The organism is Peribacillus frigoritolerans, from assembly GCF_001636405.1.
Taxonomy (GTDB): domain Bacteria; phylum Bacillota; class Bacilli; order Bacillales; family DSM-1321; genus Peribacillus; species Peribacillus frigoritolerans.
In genome coordinates this window covers 4,001,050-4,016,986 of sequence record NZ_KV440950.1, presented here as the reverse complement: position 1 = coordinate 4,016,986, position 15,937 = coordinate 4,001,050, and the positions used below count along the sequence as shown (strand labels likewise).

Here is a 15,937-nt window from a genome sequence, read left to right as displayed (position 1 = left end):
TAATGCCTTTTATCCCTTTTTTTTGCACTAAATAAACATACATAAAATCACTGTACGGAATGTCTTTTTTAAAAGGTATGGGCGATTTTTAAGGGATGAAAATCATCAGCTGGTTTAGTTCGTCATATTGACTGAAAAAGTGGATGTTTTTCGGAAATATTGTCAAAGCTCGTTATTTTCTTTGATGATAACAAGTATTTTTTGGCAATAATGGGTAAAGATTGAATAAACTGCATTTAATTTGAGGAGGATATATATTATGGCAATCACTGCACAATTAGTTAAAGAATTGCGTGAAAAAACTGGTGCCGGTATGATGGACTGTAAAAAGGCACTTGTACAAACAGAAGGCGATATGGAAAAGGCAATCGATTTCCTACGTGAAAAAGGAATTGCAAAAGCTGCTAATAAAGGCGACCGTATCGCTGCTGAAGGTTTAACTTCAATCGTTGTTGAAGGAAACCAAGCGGTTATTCTTGAAGTGAACTCTGAAACTGATTTCGTTGCTAAAAACGAAGGCTTCCAAATTCTTGTTAAGGAATTGGCTGGGTTCCTTCTTGCGAACAAACCTGAAAGCGTTGAAGCTGCTCTTGAGCAAACAATGGAAAATGGAGCAAAAGTTGCAGATCATATCAATGCTGCTGTTGCTAAAATTGGGGAAAAATTAACTCTTCGCCGTTTCCAAGTCGTTTCTAAAACAGATAACGACGCATTTGGTGCATACCTTCACATGGGTGGACGCATCAGCGTACTATCAGTTCTTGAAGGTACAACTGACGAAGAGGCAGCTAAAAGCGTTTCAATGCATATTGCTGCAATTAACCCTAAATATATCTCTCGCGACCAAGTCGATGCTAGCGAATTAGAACGCGAACGCGAAGTTCTTACGCAGCAAGCTCTTAATGAAGGAAAACCTGAAAAAATCGTTGCGAAAATGGTTGAAGGACGTATCAATAAATTCTACGAAGAAATCTGTGTTAACGAACAAGCTTTCGTTAAGAACCCTGATCAAAAAGTGGGACAATTCGTTGAATCAAAAGGCGGAAAAATCCAATCATTCGTTCGTTATGAAGTAGGGGAAGGTCTTGAAAAACGTCAAGAAAACTTTGCTGAAGAAGTAATGAACCAAGTTAAAAAAGACTAATTGTCAGATAATTAATAATGGGGAACACTCTTGTGTTCCCTATTTTTTGAAATGTCATGATTTTTTGGCAGTATTGCAAGAAAGCATGATGAACGAATGAAAAGATTACATAGTTGGAGGTTCTCATGAGTAACGCTAAATATAAACGTGTCGTTCTAAAACTAAGTGGTGAAGCATTAGCCGGTGAAGAAGGATTTGGAATTAACCCTGCAGTAATTAAATCCATTGCTGAACAAGTCAAGGAAGTGGCTGAGCTTGATGTGGAAGTAGCTGTTGTTGTCGGTGGCGGAAACATCTGGCGCGGGAAAATAGGCAGTGAAATGGGCATGGATCGTGCTAATGCCGATTATATGGGGATGTTGGCTACAGTCATGAACTCATTGGCATTACAAGACAGCCTTGATCAGCTTGGAATTGAAACACGCGTGCAAACTTCCATTGAGATGAGACAAGTAGCAGAACCATACATTAGACGCCGTGCAATCAGGCATCTAGAGAAAAAGAGAGTGGTGATTTTTGCAGCTGGTACAGGTAATCCATACTTCTCAACGGATACCACTGCCGCCCTGCGTGCTGCAGAAATTGAAGCTGATGTCATCTTGATGGCGAAGAATAATGTGGATGGCGTATACAATGCAGATCCGGTTAAAGACAAAAATGCAGTGAAGTATGATAAACTTTCCTATCTTGATGTGATTAAAGAAGGGTTAGAAGTAATGGATTCAACTGCGTCCTCACTATGCATGGACAATGATATTCCATTGATCGTCTTCTCGATCATGGAAAAAGGCAATATTAAACGGGCCGTTTTAGGCGAAACGCTTGGAACTATTGTAAGGGGGAAATAAAAGATGCCGAAACAAGTTATTTCGAATGCGAAAACGAAAATGGAAAAAGCCATTGGAGCGTACACACGTGAATTAGCAAGCATCCGTGCCGGAAGGGCAAATGCCTCATTGCTTGATAGAATCTCGATTGATTATTATGGTTCGCCGACACCAGTTAATCAGGTGGCTGGTATTTCTGTCCCGGAAGCTAGACTATTAGTCATTCAACCATATGATAAAACGGTATTGGGTGAAATCGAAAAGGCGATTTTGAAATCAGACTTAGGCTTAAATCCTTCTAATGACGGATCGATCATCAGGATAGCCATCCCGGCGTTAACTGAAGAGCGCAGAAAAGAGCTTGTGAAAGTTGTGAAAAAAGAAGCGGAAGAGGCAAAAATAGCTGTCCGTAATGTGCGTCGCGATGCTAATGATGATTTGAAAAAGCTTGAAAAAAGTGGTGAAATCACTGAAGATGATTTACGTGGCTATGCTGATGACATCCAAAAGATGACAGATGGCAATATCACGAAAATCGATGAAATTACAAAAGATAAAGAAAAAGAAATTTTGGAAGTATAATTTCCATTGAAGAATTGATTAAATAAAGAGGGCCGAATCCATACTGGGTCATGTCTTGGTGCTAACATATAGGTGTGCTTAAAGGAGAAAACTGTTATAATAAGGTTTCTCCGATAATGATTACTCCTTGAGTTAGTATGTTGCATGCAAACGTTGGAGGTGGTCCTTTTTTTGCATTTTTCATGGCAGTCATAATCGGTTTCAGAAAAAAAGAAGGAATGATTTCTCCCTTTGAAGCTTCTAATGAAGAAATAATTTTCATAATAATAATATGAGAACGAGTTTTTTTTTGATATTATAATATAGATTCTTTTTAAGCGGCAGAAAGCTTGATATACATAGTGCACGAAAAACTTTGCCTTTGTAGAGAGATAAGTACAACCTGATGGGGGACTAACATATGTATTCACTTTGGAAGCGTTTCGTTAAAAAAGATGCTTCTTCCGATGTAACAAATAGGATTCAGCATATTAAACAGTTTGATGTTCCTCAGCATATCGCCATCATTATGGATGGGAACGGCCGTTGGGCCAAAAAGCGTGCATTGCCACGTGTGGCGGGTCATCATGAAGGAATGAAAACCGTTCGTAGAATTACGAAAGTTGCCAATAAATTAGGGGTCAAAACTTTGACGGTCTATGCGTTTTCCACTGAAAATTGGAAACGCCCGAAAAGTGAAGTCGACTTTTTGATGAAGCTGCCCCAGGAATTTCTTGGGACTTTTTTGCCCGAGCTCATTTCGGAAAATGTTAGAGTTGAAACGATTGGGGACTTGTCACTCATTCCGTCACATACTCAAAGTGCCGTTAAACGGGCAATGGAAGACACGAAAGACAATGATGGGATGATTCTGAATTTTGCCCTGAACTATGGAAGCCGTGGGGAGATTGTATCTGCTGTGAATAGCATCATTCAAGATGCTAAGAATGGTATAATAAAGGAAAATGTAACGGAGGAAATGGTATCCAGTTACCTGATGACCAAACATTTGTCGGATCCCGATTTACTGATCCGTACAAGCGGTGAAATCCGTTTAAGTAATTTCATGCTTTGGCAGTCTGCTTATACGGAGCTTTGGTTTACTGAAGTGCTGTGGCCGGATTTTAGTGAAGAGCATTTATTGCAGGCAGTTGAGGAGTATCAAAAGCGTTCACGAAGATTCGGTGGCGTTTAATGTAGAAGGCGAGGAAAATGGAATAATGAAACAACGAATTATTACGGCGGTCGTAGTTGCCGCTATCTTCATTCCACTAGTCATTTTAGGGGGCACTCCCTTTTTACTGACGGTTTATCTGTTAGGTTCAATTGGTTTGTACGAACTGATGAAAATGAAAAAGTTACGTGTACTTTCTTTTGAAGCATTTCTTTCTCACATATTATTGTGGGTGCTTTTATTGCCTAATGAGCATACCGCTTTTTTGGCAGAAATTAATTATGATAAAGTTCAAGTATTCTTGATCGGGGTTTTGCTGCTGTTACTTTATACAGTCGTTTCAAAAAACCGTTTTACCTTTGATGACGCAGGCTTTCTAGTGATTTCAATCCTATACTTGGGGATAGGTTTCTACTTCCTATTTGAAACACGTGACTCTTTGGGGTTGGGGCTGATCTATATCCTGCTTACCCTATTTACGATCTGGGCAACTGATTCCGGAGCCTACTTCATTGGTAAATCGCTTGGTAAAAGAAAGCTATGGCCAGAAATAAGTCCAAACAAGACGGTGGAAGGATTTATCGGCGGGTTAATATCCGCGATGGTGGTGGGTGTTCTATTTTACGCCTTCTCCAGCCTTGATTACACGTTATTACAATTATTATTGATTTCATTAATCATTGGGGTATTCGGCCAATTGGGTGATCTCGTCCAATCCGCGTATAAACGTCATTATGGCGTTAAGGATTCAGGGAATCTTCTCCCGGGACATGGTGGGATTTTGGACAGGCTTGATAGTGTGATCTTCATTTTACCGATTTTGCATTTATTGCATGTTTTATAATATAAATATAGGCAAGCGTTATATGAATTAGGAGATGAACAATTTGAAAAATATCAGCCTTTTGGGCGCGACAGGATCGATTGGTCAACAAACAGCGGATGTAGTTAGGTCCCATCCAGATCAATTCAAGATCGTGGCGCTTTCTGCTGGAAAGAATATAGAATTGGTCAGGACTTATATACAAGAGTTTGAACCGAAACTGGTTTCAGTCCAGACGGAAGAAGATTATCATGTTTTGAAAAGTGAATTCTCCAATCGCAAAGATATCGAGTTCATGTATGGGGATGAGGGATTGACTGCTGTTGCTGTTTATGGTCAGGCGACGATATTGGTCAATGCCGTCATCGGAAGCGTGGGTCTTTATCCGACACTTCAAGCAATAAAGGCAAAAAAGGATATTGCTATCGCCAACAAGGAGACGTTGGTGACGGCAGGTCATTTGGTCATGAGTGAAGCAAAAAAAGCGGGGGTCAGATTGCTGCCGGTTGACAGTGAGCATTCCGCTATTTTTCAGGCACTGCAAGGTGAAAAGGAAAAAAATATAGAACGTCTTGTCATTACTGCTTCAGGAGGCAGTTTTCGAGATCGGACCAGGGAAGAATTGAAGGATGTAACGGTGGAAGAAGCACTGAACCACCCGAACTGGTCAATGGGAGCTAAAATCACGATCGATTCAGCATCAATGATGAATAAAGGTTTGGAAGTGATCGAGGCCCATTGGCTATTCGATCTTCCCTACGATAAAATTGATGTATTGCTACATAAGGAGAGCATCATCCATTCCATGGTTGAGTTTCATGACTCCAGCGTGATAGCACAACTGGGGACACCGGATATGCGGGTGCCGATACAATATGCACTTACTTATCCAGACCGTATTCCGCTGGCAGGCCGCAAACGATTGAACCTTGCTGAAGCAGGCAAACTGCATTTTAGGGATATGGATTTCACCAGATATCCTTGTTTGCAATTCGCTTATAAAGCAGGTAAAATGGGCGGAACGATGACTACTGTGTTGAATGCCGCCAATGAAGCAGCAGTCTCTGCATTCTTATCTGGAAAGGTAACCTTCCTTGAAATTGAGACGTTAATTGAAAAAGCGCTGAATCAGCATTCCGTCATAGCCCTTCCAGATTTAGAAACGATTCAGGAAGTCGATAATATGACAAGGCAGTATATAGAATCTTTAGTGAAAGATAGGTGACCGGAACATGCAGACTTTAGAAACGATTATAGCGTTCATCATCATTTTTGGAGCTCTAGTTTTTTTCCATGAGCTTGGGCACTTAGTGTTTGCAAAGCGAGCAGGAATCTTATGCCGTGAGTTCGCAATCGGTTTCGGGCCAAAAGTATTCACATATAAAAAGAAGGAAACCGTTTATACCATCCGATTGCTTCCTCTTGGCGGTTACGTGCGTATGGCCGGTGAAGACGCAGAAAATATAGAATTGAAACCCGGCTATCGGGTAGGGTTAATGTTCGATAATGATGAGAATGTTACAAAGATCATTTTGAACAATAAAGATAAATATCCTGATATTCGACTTGTGGAAGTTGAAGTGATCGACCTTGATCATAAACTGATCCTTACTGGTTATGAAGAGGGAGAGGAAGATACACTAAAAACGTTTGCCATCCATAAAGAGGCTGTGATCGTTGAAAATGGTGTAGAGAACCAGATTGCTCCTTTTGACCGGCAATTTGCCTCAAAGTCGCTGGGGCATCGTTTTCTGACGATTGTAGCTGGTCCGGCAATGAATTTCGTTTTGGCTTTTGTCATTTTTGTGCTGATCGGCCTGTTTCAAGGTGTCGTGGTGGATGAAGCGAAACTAGGTGAGTTGACTCCGGATGGTTCGGCTGTAAATGCCGGTTTAAAATCGGGAGATGTCATTCAATCCATAGAAGGGACGGAAGTCTCCACTTGGGGAGATGTTCAGGAAAGCATTCAAAAGAACCCTGGGCAAGAGATCGAGTTTGTCGTTGACAGGGACGGGAAAACACTAGAAGTACCGGTTGTTCCACAAGAAGTGGAAAGGGAAGGGAAGAAAATCGGGATTATCGGTGTTTACCCTCCGGTTGAAAAAGCACCGATTAAAGCTATACAATATGGTTTTACAGAAACGTATTTTTGGACAAAACAAATCTTCATCATCCTTGGTGATCTTGTAACGGGCGGATTTACGATCGACAGTTTATCTGGTCCTGTAGGCATATATAAATCAACTGAGGAAGTGGCGAAACAAGGTTTATTCACGTTAATGAAATGGGCAGGGCTGCTAAGCATTAACCTGGGAATCATGAACCTGCTTCCGCTGCCGGCATTGGATGGAGGAAGACTGTTATTCTTTGTGGTCGAATTCTTAAGAGGGAAACCAATTGACCGTCAAAAAGAAGGGATGGTCCACTTCATCGGCTTTGCTTTGCTGATGTTATTGATGATTGTCGTTACCTGGAATGACATCCAGCGATTCTTCCTGTAAGACATGTTTGGATAATGCAAAAACAGGCCAGCAGAATTATCTGTTGGCCGTTTTCTTATCTGAAGGGATTTCCTAGTTTTTTAATCGTTTTGGGGAAATTGTTTGTTTTCTAGGGAAATCGTAAGTATAATCGAGAATGAGTATATTAAATTAGCTTTTCTGAATGACCGGAAAGTCTTTTTTGTATGAAATGACCGTATTAAAATGTTGCGGTATCTAATTTACCGAAGCTGCAAGTAATTTAAAGGAAATATTGAAGAGGTGCAAATATGAAACAAAGTATGACGTTGATCCCTACATTGAGGGAAGTGCCTGCAGATGCTGAAATCAAAAGTCATCAGCTGCTATTGCGTGCAGGATTTATGAGACAAAATTCCAGCGGGGTTTATAGTTTTATGCCGCTTGGAAAAAAGGTGCTTCAAAAGGTTGAGGCGATCGTTCGGGAAGAGCTGGAAAATGCTGGTGCGGTGGAACTGTTGATGCCGGCTTTACAACAAGCCGAATTCTGGCAGGAATCTGGACGCTGGTATACTTATGGTCCAGAGTTGATGCGGCTTAAGGATCGTAACAACCGTGAATTTGCGCTTGGTGCCACGCATGAAGAAGTGATAACCAGTTTAGTTCGCGATGAGGTGAAATCCTATAAGCGTCTTCCATTGACGGTTTACCAAATCCAGACCAAATTCCGTGATGAAAAAAGACCGCGTTTCGGATTGTTGCGTGGACGTGAGTTCATCATGAAGGATGCTTATTCTTTCCATGCTAATCAAGAAAGCCTGGATGCTGTATATAAAAATTTATTTGCGGCATATTCGAATATATTTAGCCGTTGTGGGTTGAACTTCCGTGCGGTCATTGCCGATTCTGGGGCAATGGGTGGTAAGGATACACATGAATTCATGGTCCTGTCTGAAATAGGGGAGGATACCATCGCTTATTCGGATACTTCCGATTATGCAGCCAATATTGAAATGGCACCTGTGAATGTAAAATATGAAAAAAGCAGCGAAGAACAAATTGCACTTGAAAAAATTCATACACCAGGTCAAAAATCGGTAGAAGAAGTTGTTGCATTCCTGAATACCGATGCAGCGAAACTAATAAAATCATTATTGTTTAAAGTGGATGAAAAGTATGTGCTAGTTTTGGTACGAGGAGATCATGAAGTCAATGATATCAAGCTGAAGAACTTCTATAACGCTTCAATCGTTGATTTGGTCGATCCAAATGAGACGAAGGAAGTCTTGGGATGTGCAATTGGATCTCTTGGACCAATAAATGTCACTTCTGATGTGGAAGTGATTGCGGATCTTGCCGTCGAAGCCATGGTTAATGGAGTCTGTGGTGCAAATGAGGAAGACCACCATTATGTGAACGTTAATCCCGCTCGTGATTTTAACGTGGCCAATTATATAGATCTTCGTTTCATCCAAGAGGGTGACCCTTCGCCCGACGGAAACGGAAAAATTAAATTTGCCAAAGGAATTGAGGTAGGCCACGTATTCAAGCTAGGAACAAAATATTCCGAAGCTATGAACGCGACATTCCTGGATGAGAATGGGCGGTCGCAGCCAATGATCATGGGATGTTATGGTATTGGGGTTTCCCGTACACTTGCAGCTGTCGCTGAACAATTCAACGATGAAAAAGGATTGGTCTGGCCAAAGAATTTAGCGCCATACCAAGTCCATTTGATTCCAATCAATATGAAGGATGAGGCTCAGGCTGCCATGGCAGAAGAATTATATAAAGATTTAAAGGGACAAGGCATGGAAGTTCTAATGGATGATCGTCAAGAACGTGCCGGCGTAAAATTCGCAGACTCCGACTTGATTGGTCTTCCTGTCAGGGTGACTGTTGGTAAAAAGGCATCCGACGGAATTGTCGAAGTGAAAATCCGCAAAACGGGTGAGGTTCTTGAACTTGAAAGAGCTGAACTAACTCAAAAGCTTCACGAAATACTGGGATAATTTAAAAATGGGGAACTAGGCATCATTCAATTGGATGATGCCTTTCCTTTTCATGATTTGGATACTAGTGAAACATTCATGATATGTTATAATAGCCTCTGATATCAAAACGAAAATGATAGTGAATAATATCTAAAGAGATAGTAGATAGGGGAGAGAGGGAATGGATCAAAATCCAAATAGCGGTAGAGAGAGATTTCAACTCTTGCTCCAGCAAATGGACTTGACCGAGGATGCCTTTGTGAATTATTTCATAGGTGCCGAAATTGATAAACTCTCAATCGAGAGGGAGTCCAAAACATGGCATTTTGCCTTTAATATACCTGCATTGATTCCTTGCAGTGTTCATACAAGACTTGCTACTCATCTAGCAAGTACGTTTTCCCATATTGCAAAGGTCACATTCAACTTGAACGTGGCCAATCCGCAAGTGACCGAACAATTGGTAAAAGAGTATTGGAAAAACTGCATTGGCGAGCTTGAAGGCATGTCTCCAGCACTGTTATCGCTCCTGAATGAACAAGTGCCAACGGTAAATGGATATAAGCTTATCGTGTGCGCCCGAAATGACACGGAAGCTGGTCAGCTGAAACGAAAATACTCCGGCATCATTTCGAATATCTACCAAACATTCGGTTTTCCTCCGTTGACACTTGAAGCGGAAGTGAAGGAAACGGTGTCGAATCCTGATTACCAAAAGTTTTTGGAAGAGAAACAAAAGGAAGACGCGGAAAAAGGACTTGCTGCGCTAGTGGAAATGCAGAAGAAAGAATCGGAAAAAGGCGGCGACGATGGCGTCTACGAAGGACCGGTTAAAATTGGCTATACGATTAAAGAAGATGCGGATTTCCGCAGAATCGAACAAATTATCGATGAAGAGCGCAGGATTGCTATCGAAGGCTTCGTATTTGATGCAGAAGTGCGTGAGTTGCGAAGCGGACGAAGCCTGTTGACATTTAAAGTCACGGATTATACGAGCTCTATATTGGTCAAAATGTTTTCGCGTGATAAAGAAGATGCTGCCATACTTGCCCGAGTGAAAAAAGGGATGTGGGTACGTGCCCAAGGAAGCATCCAAAATGATACATTCGTACGTGACCTTGTAATGATCGCAAATGATATAAATGAAATTTCTAAACAAGGACGGCAGGATAAGGCCCCAGAAGGAGAAAAGCGTGTAGAGCTGCATATGCATACCCCAATGAGCTCGATGGATGCAGTGACACCTACTTCAGCGCTTGTTGCCCAAGCTGCAAAGTGGGGGCATAAGGCAGTTGCCATTACAGATCATGCGGGAGCACAATCATTCCCAGAAGCTTATAGTGCCGGGAAAAAGAATGGTATCAAAATCCTTTATGGCGTCGAAGTGAATCTTGTAAATGATGGCGTACCCATCGTTTATAATGAGGCACATATCGCTTTGGCAGATGCAACCTATGTTGTGTTTGACGTAGAGACGACGGGTCTGTCAGCCGTTTATGATACGATCATTGAATTTGCTGCAGTGAAAATCCGTGACGGTGACATCATAGATCGATTCGAGTCATTTGCTAATCCGCATCACCCACTATCCAATACGACGATAGAATTGACTGGAATCACTGATGATCTTGTAGAAAATGCTCCAGAAGTCTCGGAAGTGCTGGAAAAGTTCAAGGAATGGGCGGGCGATGCGATCCTGGTTGCCCACAACGCAGCCTTCGATATGGGGTTTTTGAATATAGGTTATAAAAACTTGGGTTATCCTAAAGCTTCCAATCCTGTGCTTGATACATTGGAACTTGCCCGTTTCTTATATCCGGAGTTTAAAAATCACCGGTTAAATACACTATGTAAAAAGTTCGATATTGATTTGACCCAGCATCATAGGGCCATTTATGATGCCGAAGCTACAGGTTACCTTATGCTGAAGATGCTGAAGGATGCAATGGAAAAGGAGATTACCCATCATGATCAACTTAATGACAATATGGGTAAAGGAAATGCTTACCAGCGTTCCCGGCCGTCCCATTGTACGTTGATCGCGCAAACACAGGCGGGGTTAAAAAACCTTTTTAAATTAATTTCAATATCACACATCGATTATTTCTATCGTGTGCCCCGATTACCGCGCTCACAACTTAAAAAGTATCGTGAAGGAATTCTGGTCGGATCGGGATGTGATAAAGGGGAAGTTTTTGAAGGGATGATGCAGAAGGGTTTTGAGGAAGTGGTCGATATCGCCGAATTCTACGATTATCTTGAAATCCATCCGAAGGAAGTGTATCAGCATTTGATTGAGCTTGAATATGTCCGGGATGATAAATCATTAGAAACGATCATCTCCAATATCGTCAAGCTTGGTGAAAAGCTGGACAAGCCAGTCGTAGCCACGGGAAATGTGCATTATTTGGATCCGAATGATAAAATTTACCGTAAAATCCTTGTGAATTCACAAGGCGGCGCGAACCCGTTGAATCGTCATAAGCTTCCTGACGTACATTTTCGGACAACAGATGAAATGCTTCGGGAATTCTCCTTCCTCGGTTCCGAGAAAGCCAAAGAGGTCGTGGTAACCAACACGAATAAAATCGCTGATATGATTGAAGAAATCAAGCCAATCAAGGATGAGTTATACACACCTAAAATTGAAGGTGCAGATGAAGAGATGCGTGAAATGAGTTATGGCATGGCAAGGAAGATTTATGGGGAAAACCTGCCGGAAATCGTGGAAGCCCGCCTTGAGAAAGAATTGAAAAGCATCATCGGCCACGGTTTTGCCGTTATTTATTTAATTTCCCACAAGCTTGTTAAAAAATCATTGAATGATGGTTATCTAGTTGGCTCAAGGGGATCGGTTGGATCATCTTTCGTTGCCACCATGACTGAAATTACAGAGGTGAACCCTCTTCCGCCGCATTATGTATGTCCTGAGTGCAAGAAATCCGAATTCTTCAATGACGGTTCTGTAGGTTCAGGGTTTGACCTGCCCGATAAAGACTGCCCGGATTGTGGCATCGCTTATACAAAAGACGGGCATGATATCCCGTTTGAAACTTTCCTTGGATTTAAAGGGGATAAGGTTCCGGATATCGACTTGAACTTCTCCGGTGAATATCAGCCGAAAGCCCATAACTATACGAAGGTCTTATTCGGTGAAGAATATGTATATCGTGCCGGAACGATTGGTACGGTCGCTGAAAAAACGGCTTATGGATATGTAAAAGGGTATTCCTCTGATAATAACATCCATATGCGCGGAGCCGAGACCGATCGCCTTGTTGCCGGTTGTACTGGTGTGAAAAGGACGACTGGACAGCACCCGGGCGGAATCATCGTCGTTCCGGATTATATGGATATCTATGATTTCACACCAATTCAGTTCCCTGCGGATGACCGGAATTCAGAGTGGAAAACAACTCACTTTGATTTTCATTCCATTCACGATAATATTTTGAAACTTGATATACTTGGACACGATGATCCGACAGTAATCCGGATGCTTCAAGATTTAAGTGGCATCGATCCAAAGACCGTTCCTACCGATGATCCGGAAGTAATGAAAATATTCAGCAGTACTGAATCTTTAGGAGTTACCGAAGAACAGATCATGTGTAAAACGGGTACGCTTGGCATCCCGGAATTTGGTACGCGTTTTGTCCGGCAGATGCTTGAAGATACGAAACCTACGACTTTTTCCGAGCTTGTTCAGATTTCAGGCCTTTCCCACGGTACGGATGTATGGCTGAGCAATGCACAGGAACTGATCCACAACCGGATCTGCACACTAAGTGAGGTTATAGGCTGCCGGGATGATATTATGGTCTATTTGATCTATCAAGGTCTCGATCCTTCCCTGGCGTTTAAAATCATGGAATCTGTACGTAAAGGGAAAGGGCTCTCGGAGGAATTCGAAGAGGAAATGAGGAAAAATGAGGTGCCGGAATGGTATATCGATTCATGTAAGAAGATTAAATACATGTTCCCGAAAGCCCATGCTGCAGCTTACGTCTTAATGGCTGTCCGGATTGCCTATTTTAAAGTGCATCTGCCCTTATTATACTATGCGGCTTATTTCACAGTACGTGCCGATGATTTTGAAATCGACGCCATGACACGGGGATCGCAAGCGATCAAAGCAAAAATGGAAGAAATCATGGTAAAGGGATTGGATGCATCCACAAAGGAAAAGAATACATTGACGGTTCTTGAACTAGCTTTGGAAATGTGTGAACGAGGATATTCATTCGCTAAAGTGGACTTGTACAAATCCAGTGCAGATCAATTCCTAATTGAAGGAAATACTTTGATTCCGCCATTCAATTCGATACCTGGTCTTGGAACGAATGCAGCGATCAATATTGTCAACGCACGGGGAAATGGTGAATTCCTCTCCAAAGAAGACCTTCAACAGCGGGGTAAGGTTTCGAAGACCATCCTTGAATACCTTGATAAACAAGGCTGCCTGGAGTCATTGCCTGAACAAAATCAGTTATCTTTATTTTAAAAGAGGAAACGGATTTCAAAAAGGAAGAAACAGACATGATATTTGCATAAATATCTTGATTATGGTATATTTTTATTGGAAATACTAAGAGGAACCAATGGCAAGAGTGGGGAAACCCACTCTTTCGTGTTGTAATGACCATTTATTTTGAATCCGAAACCAAGCGCATACAACGCACGTATGGAGGAAACAAATGAGTAAAAAGGTAACGGAAGTCGTAGAGGAATTAGCATTACCAATTCTTGAAGAATTGCAGCTTGAATTAGTCGAAGTGGAGTATGTGAAGGAAGGTAAAAGCTGGTTCCTTCGAGTGTACATTGATAAAGAAACAGGCGTAGATATTGATGATTGCGGAAATGTGAGTGAAAAACTCAGTGAAAAGCTTGATGAGGTTGATCCGATTCCACAAAATTATTTTCTCGAAGTTTCATCACCCGGAGCTGAAAGGCCTCTGAAAAAAGAGAAGGATTTCCTTAATGCTATCGGTAAAAATGTTTACATAAAAACATACGAGCCCATTTTAGATGAAAAAGAATTCGAAGGAATCTTAACCAGTTTCGATGGTGAAGAAGTGACAATCGAAGTCAGAATCAAGACAAGAAAGAAAACGATCGTCATACCATTCGAAAAGGTAGCCAAAGCAAGATTGGCGATTACCTTCGCTTAAGTCAAGCAAATCATTAATTTAAATATCCGTAAGGGGGATCACCATGGGCAATGAGTTATTGGATGCTCTCTATATTTTAGAAAACGAAAAAGGAATTTCCAGGGAGGTTTTGATCGACGCGATTGAATCTGCCCTTATATCGGCATATCGCCGTAACTTTAACCAAGCACAAAATGTACGTATCGACTTGAATCTTGGTAAAGGAACAATGCGTGTATTTGCCAGAAAAGACGTTGTTGACGAAGTGTTCGATTCGCGTCTGGAAATTTCTGTTGAAGAAGCAAGAGCAATTGATCCCAACTATCAGTTAGAGGATGTTGTCGAAATGGAAGTAACACCCAAGGATTTCGGCCGTATTGCTGCACAAACAGCAAAACAAGTCGTCACTCAAAGGGTGCGTGAAGCGGAACGGGGCATCATTTATGCCGAATTCATCGATCGTGAAGAGGATATCATGACTGGTATCGTTCAACGCCAGGATTCCCGATTCATTTATGTGAGCTTAGGTAAAATCGAGGCTTTGCTCCCGGTGAATGAGCAAATGCCGAATGAACAATATAAACCGCATGACCGCATTAAAGTTTTCATCACTAAAGTTGAAAAGACTTCCAAGGGTCCGCAAATTTTTGTATCCCGTTCACATCCTGGCCTTTTAAAACGTTTATTCGAAATCGAAGTGCCTGAAATTTTCGATGGAACAGTCGAGATCAAGTCAGTTGCCCGCGAAGCAGGCGACCGTTCAAAAATCTCAGTGCACTCCGATAATGAAGAAGTCGATCCTGTCGGTTCCTGTGTAGGCCAAAAAGGCCAGCGTGTTCAGGCCATCGTCAACGAATTGAAAGGTGAAAAGATCGATATCGTCAAATGGTCGGAGAATCCGGTCATTTTCGTTGCGAATGCTTTAAGCCCTTCAAAAGTACTTGAGGTCATTGTTAAAGAAGAGGAAAAGGCGACGACTGTAATCGTACCGGATTATCAACTCTCCCTGGCAATTGGTAAGCGTGGGCAAAATGCCCGTTTAGCAGCCAAGCTTACAGGCTGGAAAATTGATATCAAGAGTGAAACGGAAGCCCGCGAAGCTGGTATATATCCTGTGGAAGAACAGGAATTCCTTTTGAGCAGAGATAGTTATGTTACTGAAGAGGAAACAGATTTCGAAGAGGATAACGAGTAATTCGAGGTGAAAAAAGATGAATAACCGAAAAAAAATCCCGATGCGTAAATGTGTGGCGACAGGCGAAATGAAGCCGAAGAAAGAACTCATTCGCATCGTTCGATCTAAAGAAGGGGAAGTCAGCCTGGATCCGACCGGTAAGAAATCTGGAAGGGGAGCTTATTTGACTCTTGATCGGGATGTTATCGAGCTGGCCAAAAAGAAAAATGTGCTGGCTAATCACCTTAGTACCCAAATCGATTCTTCCCTTTATGAACAATTGCTCGAATTAGTGAATAAGGAGAAAAACTAACACCATGACCCAACAACAACAATGGATGTCTCTATTAGGTTTGGCCAATCGAGCACGCAAGCTAATTTCGGGTGAAGAATTAGTGGTTAAAGAGATTAGAAGCGGTAATGCCAAAGTTGTTATTTTATCCGCGGACGCTTCAAAAAACACTGAAAAAAAAATATCTGATAAGTGCGCATTTTATCAGGTTCCTTTAAAAAGAGTCGAAAGCAGGTCATTGCTCGGCCATGCGATAGGTAAGGATGCTAGAGTTGCCGTCGCAGTTCTGGATGAAGGTTTTGCACAAAAACTCCGAACGCTGCTCGATTAAATTTTACG

13 protein-coding genes are annotated in these 15,937 nt (G+C 41.8%); all 13 read left to right on the top strand.

Going from position 1 to position 15,937, the window contains the following annotated elements:
- Positions 1 to 259 precede the first annotated feature (259 nt).
- The 13 genes from tsf to A6755_RS18840 all read left to right on the top strand — a co-directional run bounded on the left by tsf (position 260) and on the right by A6755_RS18840 (position 15,929).
- Positions 260 to 1,144, top strand: coding sequence for a translation elongation factor Ts (tsf, locus tag A6755_RS18900; protein WP_034313641.1), 885 nt, complete (start codon positions 260 to 262; stop codon positions 1,142 to 1,144).
- Between the two features lie 125 nt (positions 1,145 to 1,269).
- Complete coding sequence (gene pyrH, locus A6755_RS18895) at positions 1,270 to 1,992, top strand: UMP kinase (protein WP_034313639.1); 723 nt, start codon at positions 1,270 to 1,272, stop codon at positions 1,990 to 1,992.
- A gap of 3 nt (positions 1,993 to 1,995) precedes the next feature.
- On the top strand, positions 1,996 to 2,553 hold the full coding sequence (gene frr / locus A6755_RS18890; protein WP_034313637.1) for a ribosome recycling factor: 558 nt from the start codon (positions 1,996 to 1,998) through the stop codon (positions 2,551 to 2,553).
- A gap of 400 nt (positions 2,554 to 2,953) precedes the next feature.
- Positions 2,954 to 3,727 carry an undecaprenyl pyrophosphate synthase gene (gene uppS, locus A6755_RS18885; protein WP_034313634.1) on the top strand — a complete coding sequence of 258 codons (774 nt, stop codon included), beginning with the start codon at positions 2,954 to 2,956 and terminating at the stop codon, positions 3,725 to 3,727.
- A gap of 25 nt (positions 3,728 to 3,752) precedes the next feature.
- Positions 3,753 to 4,550 (top strand): phosphatidate cytidylyltransferase, encoded by a 798-nt coding sequence (locus A6755_RS18880; RefSeq protein WP_034315397.1) that lies wholly within the window; start codon positions 3,753 to 3,755, stop codon positions 4,548 to 4,550.
- Positions 4,551 to 4,593: 43 nt separating this feature from the next.
- Positions 4,594 to 5,754: a 1-deoxy-D-xylulose-5-phosphate reductoisomerase gene (dxr, locus tag A6755_RS18875; protein WP_034313632.1), complete on the top strand. Its 1,161-nt coding sequence runs from the start codon at positions 4,594 to 4,596 to the stop codon at positions 5,752 to 5,754.
- A gap of 7 nt (positions 5,755 to 5,761) precedes the next feature.
- Positions 5,762 to 7,030 (top strand): RIP metalloprotease RseP, encoded by a 1,269-nt coding sequence (gene rseP / locus A6755_RS18870; protein ID WP_034313629.1) that lies wholly within the window; start codon positions 5,762 to 5,764, stop codon positions 7,028 to 7,030.
- 269 nt (positions 7,031 to 7,299) lie between these two features.
- Positions 7,300 to 9,000, top strand: a complete 1,701-nt coding sequence (locus A6755_RS18865; protein ID WP_063591654.1) for a proline--tRNA ligase — start codon at positions 7,300 to 7,302, stop codon at positions 8,998 to 9,000.
- A gap of 163 nt (positions 9,001 to 9,163) precedes the next feature.
- Positions 9,164 to 13,486, top strand: a complete 4,323-nt coding sequence (locus tag A6755_RS18860; RefSeq protein ID WP_063591653.1) for a PolC-type DNA polymerase III — start codon at positions 9,164 to 9,166, stop codon at positions 13,484 to 13,486.
- Positions 13,487 to 13,679: 193 nt separating this feature from the next.
- Complete coding sequence (gene rimP, locus A6755_RS18855) at positions 13,680 to 14,153, top strand: ribosome maturation factor RimP (RefSeq protein WP_057278399.1); 474 nt, start codon at positions 13,680 to 13,682, stop codon at positions 14,151 to 14,153.
- A gap of 43 nt (positions 14,154 to 14,196) precedes the next feature.
- Entirely contained in the window at positions 14,197 to 15,327 is a 1,131-nt protein-coding gene (nusA, locus tag A6755_RS18850) for a transcription termination factor NusA (RefSeq protein ID WP_048684764.1), read from the top strand.
- A gap of 16 nt (positions 15,328 to 15,343) precedes the next feature.
- On the top strand, positions 15,344 to 15,619 hold the full coding sequence (gene rnpM, locus A6755_RS18845; protein WP_034313617.1) for an RNase P modulator RnpM: 276 nt from the start codon (positions 15,344 to 15,346) through the stop codon (positions 15,617 to 15,619).
- A gap of 4 nt (positions 15,620 to 15,623) precedes the next feature.
- A complete protein-coding gene (locus A6755_RS18840; protein WP_034313614.1) occupies positions 15,624 to 15,929 on the top strand; it encodes a YlxQ family RNA-binding protein in 306 nt (101 codons plus the stop codon).
- The last annotated feature ends 8 nt before the right edge of the window (positions 15,930 to 15,937 follow it).

Excerpts from the sequence above, each read along its gene's own strand:
- rimP (WP_057278399.1), top strand. The coding sequence starts at position 13,680 with ATGAGTAAAAAGGTAACGGAAGTCGTAGAGGAATTAGCATTACCAATT.
- nusA (WP_048684764.1), top strand. The coding sequence starts at position 14,197 with ATGGGCAATGAGTTATTGGATGCTCTCTATATTTTAGAAAACGAAAAA.
- rseP (WP_034313629.1), top strand. The coding sequence starts at position 5,762 with ATGCAGACTTTAGAAACGATTATAGCGTTCATCATCATTTTTGGAGCT.
- A6755_RS18880 (WP_034315397.1), top strand. The coding sequence starts at position 3,753 with ATGAAACAACGAATTATTACGGCGGTCGTAGTTGCCGCTATCTTCATT.
- pyrH (WP_034313639.1), top strand. The coding sequence starts at position 1,270 with ATGAGTAACGCTAAATATAAACGTGTCGTTCTAAAACTAAGTGGTGAA.
- A6755_RS18840 (WP_034313614.1), top strand. The coding sequence starts at position 15,624 with ATGACCCAACAACAACAATGGATGTCTCTATTAGGTTTGGCCAATCGA.
- frr (WP_034313637.1), top strand. The coding sequence starts at position 1,996 with ATGCCGAAACAAGTTATTTCGAATGCGAAAACGAAAATGGAAAAAGCC.
- A6755_RS18860 (WP_063591653.1), top strand. The coding sequence starts at position 9,164 with ATGGATCAAAATCCAAATAGCGGTAGAGAGAGATTTCAACTCTTGCTC.
- A6755_RS18865 (WP_063591654.1), top strand. The coding sequence starts at position 7,300 with ATGAAACAAAGTATGACGTTGATCCCTACATTGAGGGAAGTGCCTGCA.
- uppS (WP_034313634.1), top strand. The coding sequence starts at position 2,954 with ATGTATTCACTTTGGAAGCGTTTCGTTAAAAAAGATGCTTCTTCCGAT.
- rnpM (WP_034313617.1), top strand. The coding sequence starts at position 15,344 with ATGAATAACCGAAAAAAAATCCCGATGCGTAAATGTGTGGCGACAGGC.
- tsf (WP_034313641.1), top strand. The coding sequence starts at position 260 with ATGGCAATCACTGCACAATTAGTTAAAGAATTGCGTGAAAAAACTGGT.